This is a genomic window from Sulfitobacter sp. 1A12157 (assembly GCF_043557345.1).
GTDB lineage: Bacteria > Pseudomonadota > Alphaproteobacteria > Rhodobacterales > Rhodobacteraceae > Sulfitobacter.
Window position 1 is genome coordinate 657757 of the sequence record NZ_JBIFFV010000001.1, and the last position, 13550, is coordinate 671306.

Below are 13550 nucleotides of genomic sequence, written 5' to 3' on the forward strand. Positions count from 1 at the left end.
TAGTTGCGCGCCAGATATACCGCAGTTTGCCCGAGGCTCAAAGCCTGACGCGGCGCTATCGCGCGAGGTCGAAGGCTTTGCGCATCACGGTGGGCAGATCGCTGGGGCGGAACTGGTTCTGGCCGATGAATTCACCGCTTTCGGGGTGGCTGTCATGGCCGACCCGCGCGTGCTGCACCGTCAACATCAGATGGAAATGGGTGAAGGTGTGGCGCACCTCACCCGGCAGGGCGCGCCAATCGGCGGCCATGGGCGGCGTGCCTTCGGGGCGCGGCTCGGATGTATCGACCCAGTCGGAGCCGGGCCAGCCGAGCATGCCGCCGAGCAGCCCCTTCTCGGGCCGCGTCTCCAGCAGCCACGCGCCATCCTCACGCTCTGCCAGATAGACCGTGCCGTGCCGGATGGGTTTCGGCTTCTTCGGCGTCTTCTTGGGCAAGAGCGCCGCCGTGCCTTCCGCCCGCGCGGCGCAGGGATCGCGCCAAGGGCAGATGCCGCAGGCGGGGGATTTCGGGGTGCAGATCGTGGCGCCCAGATCCATCACCGCTTGGGCATAGTCGCCGGGCCGGGCCGCCGGGGTCAGGGCGGCGGCGCGGGCCATCAACGCGGGCTTGGCGGCGGGCAGAGGCGTGTGGATGTCATAGACCCGCGCCATCACCCGCTCCACATTGCCGTCGAGCACCGCATGGGGCAGATCGAAGGCGATGGAGGCGATCGCCGCCGCCGTATAAGGCCCGATCCCCGGCAGTTTCAGCAGCGCGTCGTGGTCCGCGGGGAAATTGCCGCCATGCTCGTCCACCACCACGCGGGCACATTTCAGCAGGTTGCGGGCGCGCGCGTAGTAGCCAAGCCCGGCCCATTCGGCCATCACTTCGGCATCCTCGGCGGCGGCGAGGGCGGCGACATCCGGCCAGCGGGCGGTGAACCGTGCGAAGTAATCCTTTACCGTGGCCACGGTGGTCTGCTGCAACATGACCTCGCTCAGCCAGATGCGGTAGGGGTCGGGCATGACCCCGGCGATCCGCTCCTGCGGTGGCACCCGCCATGGCAGGGCGCGGGCGTGGGTGTCGTACCACTCTAGCAGGATCGGCGGCAGCTCGCTGACGCGGGTTTTCTCACGCAATGTTTAGGCCTTTCGACGGGGCAGGGGCTGGTGACGCTGGGGCAAATGGTTATGTATGTCAGTACATTCGGGAAACAAAGCCATGCCGCCACGTCGTACGACTACAAAAGGGTTCAAACGCACCAACAGCCTGCTCTCGCAACAGATCCGCAAGGCGAGCGAGACGCGCGGCTTTGCGCAATCGCGCCTGCTGACCCATTGGGCCGAGATCGCGGGCGAGGCGACCGCCGCCATCTCGCGCCCTGTCGAGGTCAGCTATGGCCGCAAGGAAGGCATCGGTGCCACCCTGACCCTGCTGACCACCGGGGCCAATGCGCCCATGCTGGAAATGCAGAAAGAGCAACTGCGTGCGCGGGTCAACGCGGTCTACGGCTACAACGCCATCGCGCGGGTGCGGATCACCCAAACGGCGGCGACCGGATTTGCCGAGGGCCGCGTGGCCTTCGATCACAAACCCAAGGGCGAGAAGCCTCGTCCCAACCCCGCGTTGCAACAAAAAGCAGCCGAAGCCACCAAGCCGGTGGCCGATGCGGGGCTGCGCGAGGCCCTTGCACGTCTGGGCGAGAACATATTGAACAAGAACCAAAGCTGACGATCTGATAGCTGGTCAAACGGAAGGAACATCCTATGAATCGCAGAAACGTAATCCTTGGCGGTCTTGCCACCCTCGGTGTCGGCGGCTGGTTTGCCGCGAGCAGCTTTGGCTCGGCCCCCCTAGGCAGCACTGCGCTGACCCCCTTCGTCGGCGCCGCGAACGCGCAAACGACCGAGGGCGAAGTCGACACTTCCGGCATCACAGAGATGGTCCTGGGCGATGAGAACGCGCCGGTGACGATGGTCGAATACGCCTCTTTCACCTGCCCGCATTGCGCAACCTTCCACAACGACACCTTCAAAAAGCTGAAGGCCGATTACATCGACAGCGGCAAGGTCAAGTTCATCTACCGCGAAGTCTATTTCGACCGCTACGGTCTCTGGGCTTCCATGGTGGCGCGCTGCGGCGGTCAAGAGAAGTTCTTTGGCATCGCCGACCTGATCTACAAATCGCAAAGCGAATGGACCCGCGCGGGCGAACCTGCCGCCATCGTCGATGAGCTGCGCAAGATTGGCCGTCTGGCCGGGCTCGACAACGAGATGCTGGATGAATGCCTGAAAGACGGTGAAAAGGCCGAGGCGCTGGTGGCATGGTACACCGCAAACGCCAAAGAGGATGACATCTCGAGCACGCCGAGCTTTGTCATCGACGGCAAGAAACATTCGAACATGTCCTATGCCGACATGAAGGAAATCCTCGACGAAGCGCTGGCCGGCTAATGACCGCCCCGCTTGCAGGATTGAAAGTCGTCGAATTGGCGCGTGTTCTGGCTGGCCCTTGGGCCGGTCAGACATTGTCGGACCTCGGATGCGAGGTGATCAAAGTGGAAAGCCCGGCGGGGGATGATACCCGCCAATGGGGGCCGCCCTTCGTCACCCGGGACGAGGATGTCACCGCCTCCTATTTCCACTCGACCAACCGGGGCAAAGCCTCGGTCACCGTGGATTTCCGCACTGAGGAAGGTCAGGCGCAGGTCAAAGAGCTCTTGGCCGATGCGGATATTCTGATCGAGAATTTCAAGACCGGGGGATTGGCGAAATACGGGTTGGACTATGCCAGCCTCTCTGCCCAGTTCCCGAAACTGATCTATTGTTCGATCACGGGGTTCGGGCACACCGGCCCCTATGCCCATCGCGCGGGTTATGATTTCATCATCCAAGGCATGTCCGGACTGATGTCGATCACCGGGGAGCCGGACGGCCAGCCGCAGAAATCCGGCATGGCGATCACCGATATCTTTACCGGGGTCTATGCCAGCACCGCGATCCTGGCCGCCGTTCATCAGCGTCACCAAACCGGCGTGGGCCAGCATATCGACATGGCCCTGCTTGACTGCGCCGTGGCGATCACCGGCAATCAGGCGATGAACTATCTCACCACCGGCAAGGCGCCGACGCGGATGGGCAACGCGCATCCCAACCTGACGCCCTATGAGGTGTTTGAGTGTTCCGACGGCCATCTCATCATCGCCACCGGCAACGACGGGCAGTATCAGCGCCTGTGTCAGTTGCTGGGGCTGGAGGATATGGCCACCGCGCCTGAGTACCTCAAGAACGCCGATCGGGTCGCCAACCGGCCCGAGATGATCCGCCGTCTGACCGGGGCCACCCGTCTGCGCAGCCGTGACGACCTTTTGGCCGCTTGCGAAGCGCATGGCGTGCCTGCCGGTCCGATCAACGACATGGCCGATGTCATGGCCGATCCGCAGGTCGTGGCGCGGGGCATGCAGATCGAACTCGACGGGGTGCCGGGGCTGCGCTCGCCCTTCACCTTTTCGGGGGCCGAGCTTTCGTTGCACCGGCCCGCGCCGAAACTGGGCGAAGACAACAAGGCCTAAGGCGGTGTCAGCCTGTCCAGCGCTGCATGCAGCGCGTTGCCTTCGGGCAGGGACAGGCGCACCGGCAGGGTCAGCACCTTGGCGCGGAACTCCATCGGCAGGCGCACCGCGTCTTTCTCGGTTGTAACAAGCTGGGCGCCGCGCATCGCGGCCTCCGCCTCTAGCCGCAGCATCAGCCGCGAGGTGAGCGGCTGGTGATCCTCCAACGCCTCGGCGTGGAGGATCGTCGCCCCCAGCCCGCGCAGCGTGGCGAAGAACTTTTCAGGATGGCCGATGCCCGCAAAGGCGAGGACTTGGGAATCCGACCAGTCCATTCCGGTTTGCAGTGGCGCGAGTTCGGCGCGGGCGTGCGGCAGGTCCGTCTTCGGCAGCCGTTTCGCAAAGCGCGCCTGCGCCGCCTCATCCCCGATAGAGAGCAAGAGATCGGCCCGCGCCAGCCCTGCCGCGACAGGCTCACGCAAGGGGCCGGCAGGCAGGCAGAGGCCGTTGCCGAACCCTTTGACCGCATCCACCACGACGATGCTCAAATCTTGCACCAGCGCGGGGTTCTGAAAACCGTCATCCAGTACCACCACCGTGGCCCCCGCCGCTTCGGCGGCCCGCGCGCCCGCCGCGCGCTCCCGGGCGACCCAGACATCGGCGAAGGCGGCGAGCAGCAGCGGCTCGTCCCCGACCTCCTCGGCGCTGTGCTGCACGGGATCGACCCGCACCGGCCCCTCCAGCGTGCCGCCATAGCCGCGAGAGACGACATGCGGGCGATGGCCGCGCTCCAGCAGATATTGCAGCACAGCCATCACCGTGGGCGTCTTGCCGGTACCGCCTGCGTTGATGTTGCCGACGCAGATCACCGGCACCCCCAACCGCAGCGGCGTGCCGCCCGCCAGCCGCCGCGCGGTGGCCGTGGCATAGAACGCGCCCAGCGGTTGCAACAGCCGTGCGCGCCAATCGGGGCGGGGCAGATGCCAGAAATCAGGCGCGCGCATCGGATGCTCCCATTTCTTCGTCGAGCCGGTCTTGCACCATCTCAATCACCCTATCGGCCAGTTCGGCCCCTTCGCTGATCACGTCCCAGCCCGCATGGGCCATCGTGGCGGCCTGGTCCGGCGCGATCAACCGCGACACCGCATTGCCGAGCGCGCCCGCGTCATTCACGATCCGCGCCGCGCCTGCCGTGGCGAGCCGCCCGTAGGAGGGTAGGAAGTTGCGCACCTTGGGGCCGTAAAGCACCGCCGAGCCGAGCGCTGCCGCCTCAAAGGGATCGCAGCCGCCGTGGCCCGAGACCAGCGAAGACCCGAGGAAAGACACCGGCGCCACCCGAAAGAACAGTCCCCGGTCGCCCGGATCGTCCGCCACCATGACCTGCGTGGTCTCGTCGGGGTAGGGGTCATCGCCCCATCGCACCGTGGTGAAACCCCTCGCGCGGGCGCGCTCATAGGCGATATCGGCGGTCGGGTAATCATGGGTGTGCAGGATGAGCAGCAACCGATGCGACAGGCGCAGCGCTTGGCGATGGGCGGTCAGCACGACGGGTATCTCTTCGGCCAGCACTTGGGTGGCGTACCAAACCGGACGCCCGACAAGGCAGGCCGACATATCCGCCAAATCCGAATCCGCGCAGCGCAGCGCCTGACCGCCGCCCAGCAGCGGCGATGTCACCTGCCCCTTGCTGCGCGGCAGGCCAAGTTGCACCAGACGGCGCAGCACGGCGGGAGAGCGGGTCAGCACCTGTTCGAAAGCCCCCAGCAACTGCCGCGTCACATCGGGCAGCCAGCGATCCCGGCGGCCATCGAAACCGGCGCTGTCGGCGTCGATCATCATCATGGGGCAACCGCGCTCTGCGGTCTCCAACACGAGGTTGGGCCTCAGCCCGCCCCATGTCCACAGGCAGAAATCGGGCCGCCAGTGGTCAAGGAACCGCGCCACATTGTCGGGGTGTTCGCTGGGGGCGGGGAAGATGAACAGATCGCGCGTCTCTGGCGTGGGCAGCTCTTGGGCCGCCGCGCTTTCCGAGAGGGTGACCAGCACCGCGACCCGGTCGCGCATCGCCATGAACCGTTTGGCGAGGTCGAGCACGGCCAGCACGTTGCCCGCTTCGGCGGCATGCATCCAGACCAGCTCCCCCTCGGGACGGGGGGCATAGGGCGGCGCGTCTTGGGGCCCGCCCCGGCGCACGAGGGCGCGATAGGCTGCAAGCCCCAGCGACCGCGCCGCCATGGTGGTTTATTCCAGCTCTTCGGTGGGCGAGGCCGATGTCTCTTCGTCGCGCAGGCGGTGCAGGTGGGCGATGTAATAGCGCATATGCGCGTTATCGACGGTGCGATGCGCTTCGGATTTCCATGCGTCATAGGCGCTGGCGTAATTGGGGAAGATCCCGACGATATGGATGTCGTCGACATTCTTGAACGCGTTCTTGGTCGGATCGACAAGTTCGCCACCGAAAACAAGGTGCAGGCGTTGGGTCATGGAGCTGTCCTTTGATCTGTCAAAGCTGCGGTGCTGCGCATAGTGCCTAGCAGATGGGGCCGGTCACGCAAGGGCGTCGATCAGCGCGCGCTGCACCGAGGGGCCACCCGCCACGATGCCATCGACACGCGGATCCGGGTTGTTGAACCTGAGCGGCGCGCCCCTGGCGGTGGTGCAACTGCCGCCCGCTTCGGCCACGATCAACGTGCCGGCGGCAATGTCCCATTCCCATGTGCGGCGCAGGGTGATCATCGCGTCGAAAGAGGCATCGGCCACCAGCGCCATACGGTAGGCCAGCGAGGGGCGGTAGCTGCGTTTGAACACCGGTGCCGCGCCGCCGTGCCAGCGTTCGGCCACCAGCGCGGGCCGCGCGGCAAGCACTGTCGCCTCGGCCAGTTTGCCCACTTCGGAGGTGCGGATCGGCGCGCCGTTCAATGTGGCGCCACCGCCCCGGCGCGCGGCATAGAGCATGTCGCGCATCGGCAGATAGACCACTGCCGCCGTTACCGCGCCGCCCTCGGCCACCGCCAGCGAATGGGCCCAAGTGTCGGACCCCTCGACAAAGCTGCGGGTGCCGTCGATCGGGTCGATGATGAAGACCCGCTCATGCCCCAGCCGGTCGGTATTGTCCTCGGTCTCCTCGGACAGCCAGCCATAGTCGGGCCGCGCGCCGCGCAACGCCGCCAACAGCAGGTCATTCACCGCCAGATCGGCCTCGGTCACCGGGCCTGCGTTATCGGGCTTGTCCCAGCGTTTCGCCGTGGCCCCGACAAAGCCGCGCGCCACGGCACCCGCCCTGCGGGCGGCGTCGATCAGGAGGGTGAGATCGTCCTCAGGCACCGGCAAGGGTCATTCCCGGCACCAGCAGAGAGGGCACGACGCGGCTGAGATGCATGCGCGCGTCATTGGCGGGGATCATCGCCCGCAGCATGTCGCGCAGGTTGCCCGCGATGGTGCATTCGTTGATCGCATGGGTGATCTCGCCGTTCTCGACCCAGAGGCCCGAAGCCCCGCGCGAATAGTCGCCCGTGTTGGGGTTGATCGTGCTGCCGATCATCGAGGTCACCAAAAGCCCGGTGCCCATCTCGGCAATCAGATCGTCGCGGCTGGCTTCCCCTTGGGTCAGCGCGATGTTCCAGTTCGACGGCTGCGGGCCAGAGCCGGGGCCGCGCGCGGCGTTGCCGGTGGGGGTGAGTTCCAGTTTGCGGGCGGTGGCGAGGTCGAGTGTCCAATCTTGCAGAATGCCCTTGTCGACGATGGCCCGCCGCTGGGTCGGCAGGCCTTCGGCGTCGAAGGGGCGCGAGCCGGTGGCGCGGATGCGGGTCGGGTCTTCGATCAGGGACAGGGCTTCGGGCAGCACCTGTTCGCCCTTGGCATCGCGCAGGAAAGAGGCGCCGCGCGCAATCGCCTGACCGTTGATCGCCCCCAACAGATGCCCGATCAGCGAGGCGGCGATACGTTCGTCGAACAGCACCGGGTAGCTGCCGGTGGGGGGCTTGCGGGCATCGAGCCGCGCCAGCGCGCGTTCGCCCGCGCGGGTGCCGATCTCTCGCGCGTCGCGCAGATCGGCCTGAAAGATGCGGCTGTCGCCGTCATAATCCCGCTCCATCCCGGTGCCGCTGCCCGCGATGGCGACACAGGACAGCCCGCGTTCGCTGCGTGCATAGCCGCCCTCGAACCCGTTTGTCGCGGCGAGGTAAATCTCTTGCGCGCCATAGCCCGCGCCCGCCGATTGCACTTGGCTCACCCCTTTGACGGCCAGCGCGGCGGCCTCGGCGCGGGCGGCATCCTCTTGCAATGCTTCGGGGGAGGGTTCGGGCGCGGGGTCGCAAAGCTCTAGCCCTTCCGCATCGCGGCGGGCAGAGAGTTGATCGGGATCGGCCAGCCCGGCATAGGGGTCTTCGGGCGCTTCTCGGGCCATGGCGACGGCGCGTTCGGCCATCTCTTCGATCGTGCGCGATGACGTGTCGGAGGCCGAGACATTGGCCGATCGTCGGCCGACGAAGACCCGCAGCCCGATGTCCGTCCCTTCCGAGCGTTCGGCCTGTTCCAGCGCCCCGCCGCGCACTTCGATCGAGGCCGAGCTTGCCGTGATCGCCATGGCATCGGCCGCATCCGCCCCGGCCTTGGTGGCCGCGTGAAGGAGGGACTTGGTCAATGCATCAAGGGCGTCTGGCATGGTCTGGCTCCTGTTGGGGTTGAAAAAGGGGTAATCCCCCGCCCCGAGAGGGGCAAGGGCTGGGCTCTATTTTCCCAGACGGGGCGGGCGCGGCGCAGGGCTGCGCTGCCGGTTATTTGATCTGCTGACCGTTGGCGAGGATGCCGCCCTCTTCGGTGAACTCGATTCTGGAGGTCAGGGAGTCTTCGCCCTCGCCCGGCACGGTGAAGAGGCCCATCATCATCCGCGCGCCCATCGCCTGTTCCTGCGGCACGAGGCCCATCGCCACCAGTTTGTCGAGCAGGGCCACGCCGCCGATCAGCGACAGGTCCAGCGCGCCCACGGGTTTCGGCATGCCAGGCACGGTTTGCATGTCGTCATTGTCAAAGGTGATCGCGCCCGAGGCATCGAACTCGGCCCCCGCCACGTCCAGCGACACTTCGTTCACGTTCAGCGCGTGAATCTCGCCCGGTGCCTCATCGCCCATGGTGGCGGTGACTTCGGGGTCCATCAGTTCGAACAGCAGTTTGGCCTTGCCCGAGAGGTCCACGACCAAGGTCGCCGGGTCGCGGGGCAATTGGCCGGTGGGGTCGAAGATGCCCCAGATCATGTCCGACATTTCAAAACGGTCGAGCGTGACGCCAAAGGCGAAATCCTGCGGCTCTTCGGACTTTATCACCGGCATTTTGAGGTTAAAGGCGCTCTTTGCCATGCTGAACTGGATCGGGAAGGGCATGTCGGCGGCGGTCACGCTGACTTCGATGTCCTGCTGGCCGCCGTCATAGGAAAGCCCCGCCGGCCCCATGGCCACGCCGAGCTTTGCCCCGGTCGAGCTTGAGATCAGTTGAAACTCCCCATTTTCGGGGTCGGAAACCTGCATGTCGGTGCGGCCCGCGCCTGCGGTAAAGCTGCCATCGAAAGCCAGACCTTCGCGCATCATCGCGGCCACGTCGGCGCCTGCGTCGATCATCGGCAAGGTGCCGCTGCCGTTAAAAACCACCTGATCGACCCCGCCCGACACGGCTACGCGGGCCGGGTCTTCGGGGGTTTTCATCACCACGTCATATTGCAGGCTGTCGATGCGGCCCGATTGGTCATAGCGGCGCGTCTCGGTCCCGGTCATCTCGGTCCGGCTGCTAACGCCGGTGCCGATCAGGGTGAACTTGGCCTCTTCCTCGGTATAGCTTTGCTCACCCACCTTCAGCCCGGCCAGCGTGAGCGAAATGCTGTCGGCGGCATAATCATATTGCAACGCCTCGGCACTGCCGCTGGCGCGCATGACCGGCGCGGTCTGGGCGTAGTTCAGCACCATCGACACCGGTTCATCCTCTGCCGTCTCGGGCGCGACGTTGATCGTCATCGGCATGACGCTGGGCATACGGATATTGACCGCCCCGTCGCCTTCGGGCTCGAAGCTCAGCGTGCCGAGCGACATGGAGAAATCACCGCCCTCTTCGGCCATGTCCATCTTCAGGGTCACGTCGCTGACGGTCAGGTCATCGCCGTCGAAGGCCTCGTTTGCCGCGACCTCATAGCCCATGCTCTCCATATACTGGCGCCAATCGCCCCAGACCTCGGAAGGGGTCAGATCGGCCCAGAGGGGCGTCGAGGCCAGCGTGACCGGCAGGGCGAGGAACAGCGACGCGGTGGAAATGCGAGACATCGGAAAATCCTTTTCGGCAAAGAGTTACGCATAGGGTCTGCCAATCCCCGCGCAGGGTCAAGCGATGCGAGGCTGGACCCGGGTTGATCGGCAGATTACCACAGCCCTCAAGCAATGTACAAAACAAGCGGAAGGATCCTCCCATGGATATGACAGGCAAGACGATCATGATTACCGGCGCCAGCCGGGGCATCGGCGCCGCCGCCGCGCGGGTGTTCGCAGAGGCGGGCGGCAAGGTTGCCCTGTTGGCGCGCAGTCAGGATGCCATCGCCGAATTGGCCGGAGAACTGGGCAAACAGGCCATCGCCATCCCCTGCGACGTGACCCGCTATAACGAGATGACCTCGGCGGTCGAGACCACGCGCCGGGCCTTTGGCGGGCTCGACGTGCTGATCAACAATGCAGGCGTGATCGACCCGATCTCGTTCATGGGAGAGGCTGATCCCGCAGATTGGGCCAAGGCGATCAACATCAACGTCACGGGGGTCTTTCACGGGATGCGCGCGGCGCTGCCGTTGATGAAGGAAAAAGGCGGCGGCACGGTGCTGACCATCTCTTCGGGCGCGGCGCATAACCCGGTCGAGGCATGGAGCCACTACTGCGCCTCGAAGGCGGCGGCGAATATGCTGACCCAGTGTTTGCACCACGAAGAGGGCGGCAACGGCATCCGCGCCATCGGCCTGTCTCCCGGCACCGTGGCCACCGACATGCAGCGCGACATCAAGGACAGCGGCGTGAACCCGGTCAGCCAGTTGGATTGGGACGTGCATATCCCCGCCGATTGGCCCGCCCGGGCGCTGCTGTGGATGTGCGGCCCGGAGGCGGATCGTTTCTTGGGCGATGAGATTTCCCTGCGGGACGAAGGCATCCGCAAGGCGGTGGGCCTGATATGATCGAGTTTGGCCGCGTGGGCGACATCTGGACCGTCACGATCAACCGCCCCGACAAGGCCAATTCCCTGACCCACGCCATGCTGGTCGAATTGGCCGAGATCATGGAAGAGGCGCAGGCCGCCCGCGCGGTGATCCTGACCGGGCGCGGCAAGGTGTTCAGCGCCGGGGCCGATCTGGACGAAGCCCGCGCGGGGCTTGCGAAATCGGATGTTTGGGAGCGTCTGTCGGGCGCGGTGGCCGCCCTGCCGGGGCTGAGCATCGCCGCGCTCAACGGCACGCTGGCAGGCGGTGCGATGGGCATGGCGCTGGCCTGCGATCTCCGCATTGCGGTGCCGGGGGCTAAGTTCTTCTATCCGGTGATGAAGCTGGGCTTCCTGCCGCAGCCCTCTGACCCGGCGCGGATGGCGGCGCTGATCGGCCCTGCGCGGACCAAGCTTTTGCTGATGGGCGGGCAGAAGATCACGGCGGAGGAGGCGCTGCGTTTTGGTCTGATCGACCGCATCGTCGCGGCGGAGGAGATGCAGGATCACGCGCAGGCGCTGGCCGCCGACACAGTGGCAGCCAGTCCGGACATCGCGCAGGAAATCAAACGGATGTGCGGCCCCGCCTAACGTTTGCGCGTACCGCCCGGCACTTTGGAGCGGAACCCCGGCGGGCGTTTCGCCACCCATGCGGCGAATTTGGCAAGCCTCGGATGACTGCGCAGCGCTTCGGGCGTGTTATAGTGCCGCGCCAACTCGGTCTCGGTCAGGGCGGCGTGCACCTCTCGGTGGCAGATGTGATGCATCAGCACCGTCGGCCCGCCTTTGCCGCCGCGCAGTTTGGGGATCAGGTGATGCAGGCTCTGCGGCACGTCCTCAGGGATGGGCCGGTGGCAGAGCGGGCAATGTGGCACGGTTTTGCCTTGGGTCACGGTCCCCCCTTTCGCTTGCATTGCAGGGCCACGGCAGGCAAGAGGATGTGTCAAATCCTCCCCAAGGCAAGGACAGGCCCATGGCTTCCCCGTCAGACAAGCAGACCCAAGAGCGCGCCGCGTGACCCGCGCCTTGGTCATTGGGGGTGGCCCGGCGGGGCTGATGGCGGCAGAGGTCATGGCGCAGGCGGGGCTGTCGGTCACGCTCTGCGAGGCGAAACCCTCGGTCGGGCGCAAATTCTTGATGGCGGGCAAATCCGGGCTGAACCTGACCAGGTCCGAGCCCTTCGCCCCCTTCCTCGCCGCCTATGAAGAAGCGCAGCCTGCCTTGCGTCCGATGCTGGAAGCCTTTGATGCCCAAGCGGTGCAGGACTGGGCCGAAGGGCTGGGGCAAGAGGTCTTTACCGGCTCCACCGGGCGGGTTTTTCCCCGGGCGATGAAAGCCTCTCCGCTGTTGCGGGCATGGCTTGCGCGGCTGGCGGACTGCGGGGTGACGATCAACACCCGCTGGCAGTGGCGGGGATGGGAGGGGGAGGCATTCACCTTCGATACCCCCGGCGGGCAAGAAGTGGTCGAGGCCGATGTCACGGTGCTGGCCCTTGGCGGGGCGAGTTGGCGGCGGCTTGGCGCGACGGGCGAATGGGCGTCCCTGCTGGCGACGCGCGGCGTGGCCCTTCGGGATTTCGCCCCGGCCAATGTCGGGCTGTTGGTCGATTGGTCCCCGCATATGACGCGCCATTTCGGCGCAGCGCTCAAAGGGGTGGCATGGCAGGCTGGCCCCCACCGCTCGCGCGGGGAGGCGGTGATCTCGGCCCGTGGGCTGGAGGGGGGCGGCATCTACAGTGTCTCGCGCGGGCTGCGCGACGGGCAGGCGCTGACGCTCGATCTCTTGCCGGACTTGCAGACCCAGGAGGTGGCAGCGCGTTTGGCAAAGCCGCGCGGCAAGGACAGTCAGGCCAACCATCTGCGCAAACGGCTGAAGCTGAGCCCCGCCCAGATCGCGCTGCTGCAAGAGATGGCCCGCCCGCTGCCGCAGGAGGCCGAGGCGCTGGCCGCCTTGTTGAAGAGCTTGCCCATCGCCCACGCCGGGCTGCGCCCGATGGATGAGGCGATTTCGACGGCGGGGGGGATAGAGCTCGACGCGCTGGACGCAGGGCTGATGCTGCGCGCGGTGCCGGGCGTCTTTGCCGCCGGGGAAATGCTGGATTGGGAAGCGCCCACGGGCGGCTATCTGATCAACGGCTGTCTGGCGACCGGCCAGTGGGCGGGCCGCCATGCTGCGGACTGGGCGCGGCGTTAACCGTCTTCCTTGGTCATCGCGGCCATGAAAGCGGGGCGTTCGCGTAGGGATTTCGCCCAGAGGTTCAGCTTGTCATCCACCCGCGGAAACTTCGCGCCGATCGACCAGTTGATGCAGTGCACCGCCAGAAGGTCGGGCAGGGTGATCTCATCCCCCATCAGGAACGGCCCCTCAAGCCGGTCGGACAGGGTGCTGGCGGCGCGCTCGAACTCGGCCTTCAGGCTGTCCTTAATGGCGGGCACGCGGGCCTCTTCGGGAAAGACGAAACTGTGTTTCGCCGCGGCCCAAAGCACCGCGTCGAATTCGTCGATCAGCCAAAAGGTCATCGCGTCCTGCCGCGCACGGGCGGGCGTACCGGCGGGGGCGGTGAGCGCCCCGTGTTTGTCAGCGAGATAGGTCATGATGGCGATGGAATCGGTCAGCACCTCATCGCCATCCACAAGCGCGGGGACCTTTCCCGAAGGGTTGTATTTGCGCGCCTCGTCCGAGCGGGGTGCTGCGGGGTTCAAAGCATAGGGCTGGCCCAATTCTTCGAGCATCCACATGACGCGAAAAGCGCGGGACTTGGTGCCGCCGATGACTGTGTACATTGAATTTCCTCTCCCAAA

15 protein-coding genes are annotated in these 13550 nt (G+C 66.0%); 6 read left to right on the plus strand and 9 right to left on the minus strand.

Annotation, left to right across the window (positions count from 1 at the left end):
• Nucleotides 1-55 precede the first annotated feature (55 nt).
• Nucleotides 56-1120, minus strand: coding sequence for an A/G-specific adenine glycosylase (mutY, locus tag ACGYLC_RS03355; RefSeq protein ID WP_394421683.1), 1065 nt, complete (start codon nucleotides 1118-1120; stop codon nucleotides 56-58).
• A gap of 82 nt (nucleotides 1121-1202) precedes the next feature.
• On the opposite strand from mutY, the gene ACGYLC_RS03360 reads away from it, so the two are divergent.
• From ACGYLC_RS03360 to ACGYLC_RS03370, 3 genes are read left to right on the plus strand one after another with little or no spacing between them, the layout of a single operon-like run.
• Nucleotides 1203-1712, plus strand: a complete 510-nt coding sequence (locus ACGYLC_RS03360; protein WP_394421685.1) for a DUF721 domain-containing protein — start codon at nucleotides 1203-1205, stop codon at nucleotides 1710-1712.
• Nucleotides 1713-1747: 35 nt separating this feature from the next.
• Entirely contained in the window at nucleotides 1748-2434 is a 687-nt protein-coding gene (locus ACGYLC_RS03365) for a DsbA family protein (protein WP_394421687.1), read from the plus strand.
• A complete protein-coding gene (locus ACGYLC_RS03370) occupies nucleotides 2434-3552 on the plus strand; it encodes a CaiB/BaiF CoA transferase family protein (RefSeq protein ID WP_394398733.1) in 1119 nt (372 codons plus the stop codon). The genes ACGYLC_RS03365 and ACGYLC_RS03370 overlap by 1 nt, the downstream gene beginning before the upstream one ends.
• Here ACGYLC_RS03370 and lpxK read toward each other — a convergent pair.
• The 6 genes from lpxK to ACGYLC_RS03400 all read right to left on the minus strand — a co-directional run bounded on the left by lpxK (nucleotide 3549) and on the right by ACGYLC_RS03400 (nucleotide 9836).
• The gene (gene lpxK / locus ACGYLC_RS03375) at nucleotides 3549-4535 is read right to left on the minus strand and encodes a tetraacyldisaccharide 4'-kinase (RefSeq protein ID WP_394421688.1); all 987 of its coding nucleotides are present in this window, start codon (nucleotides 4533-4535) and stop codon (nucleotides 3549-3551) included. The two genes, ACGYLC_RS03370 and lpxK, sit on opposite strands and share 4 nt — an antisense overlap.
• A complete protein-coding gene (locus ACGYLC_RS03380; RefSeq protein WP_394421690.1) occupies nucleotides 4522-5766 on the minus strand; it encodes a 3-deoxy-D-manno-octulosonic acid transferase in 1245 nt (414 codons plus the stop codon). Before ACGYLC_RS03380 ends, lpxK begins: the two co-directional genes overlap by 14 nt.
• A 6-nt stretch (nucleotides 5767-5772) precedes the next feature.
• The gene (locus ACGYLC_RS03385; RefSeq protein ID WP_067262181.1) at nucleotides 5773-6015 is read right to left on the minus strand and encodes a DUF4170 domain-containing protein; all 243 of its coding nucleotides are present in this window, start codon (nucleotides 6013-6015) and stop codon (nucleotides 5773-5775) included.
• Between the two features lie 63 nt (nucleotides 6016-6078).
• Nucleotides 6079-6855, minus strand: a complete 777-nt coding sequence (locus ACGYLC_RS03390; protein ID WP_394421824.1) for a 3'(2'),5'-bisphosphate nucleotidase CysQ — start codon at nucleotides 6853-6855, stop codon at nucleotides 6079-6081.
• Entirely contained in the window at nucleotides 6848-8194 is a 1347-nt protein-coding gene (locus ACGYLC_RS03395; protein WP_394421691.1) for a TldD/PmbA family protein, read from the minus strand. Before ACGYLC_RS03395 ends, ACGYLC_RS03390 begins: the two co-directional genes overlap by 8 nt.
• A gap of 112 nt (nucleotides 8195-8306) precedes the next feature.
• Nucleotides 8307-9836, minus strand: a complete 1530-nt coding sequence (locus tag ACGYLC_RS03400) for a DUF2125 domain-containing protein (protein ID WP_394421693.1) — start codon at nucleotides 9834-9836, stop codon at nucleotides 8307-8309.
• Nucleotides 9837-9979: 143 nt separating this feature from the next.
• Here ACGYLC_RS03400 and ACGYLC_RS03405 point away from each other — a divergent pair, with 143 nt between their 5' ends.
• Together ACGYLC_RS03405 and ACGYLC_RS03410 are read left to right on the plus strand one after the other, a co-directional pair.
• A complete protein-coding gene (locus ACGYLC_RS03405; protein ID WP_394421695.1) occupies nucleotides 9980-10729 on the plus strand; it encodes an SDR family oxidoreductase in 750 nt (249 codons plus the stop codon).
• The gene (locus tag ACGYLC_RS03410) at nucleotides 10726-11340 is read left to right on the plus strand and encodes an enoyl-CoA hydratase/isomerase family protein (RefSeq protein WP_394398745.1); all 615 of its coding nucleotides are present in this window, start codon (nucleotides 10726-10728) and stop codon (nucleotides 11338-11340) included. The genes ACGYLC_RS03405 and ACGYLC_RS03410 overlap by 4 nt, the downstream gene beginning before the upstream one ends.
• Here ACGYLC_RS03410 and ACGYLC_RS03415 read toward each other — a convergent pair.
• The gene (locus tag ACGYLC_RS03415) at nucleotides 11337-11642 is read right to left on the minus strand and encodes an HNH endonuclease (protein ID WP_394421697.1); all 306 of its coding nucleotides are present in this window, start codon (nucleotides 11640-11642) and stop codon (nucleotides 11337-11339) included. The genes ACGYLC_RS03410 and ACGYLC_RS03415 overlap by 4 nt on opposite strands.
• A 121-nt stretch (nucleotides 11643-11763) precedes the next feature.
• Between ACGYLC_RS03415 and ACGYLC_RS03420 the strand changes: the two genes are divergently transcribed.
• Nucleotides 11764-12942 (plus strand): TIGR03862 family flavoprotein, encoded by a 1179-nt coding sequence (locus ACGYLC_RS03420; RefSeq protein ID WP_394421699.1) that lies wholly within the window; start codon nucleotides 11764-11766, stop codon nucleotides 12940-12942.
• Here the strand turns inward: ACGYLC_RS03420 and ACGYLC_RS03425 are convergent.
• Nucleotides 12939-13532, minus strand: a complete 594-nt coding sequence (locus ACGYLC_RS03425) for a glutathione S-transferase family protein (RefSeq protein ID WP_394421702.1) — start codon at nucleotides 13530-13532, stop codon at nucleotides 12939-12941. The two genes, ACGYLC_RS03420 and ACGYLC_RS03425, sit on opposite strands and share 4 nt — an antisense overlap.
• Nucleotides 13533-13550 lie beyond the last annotated feature (18 nt).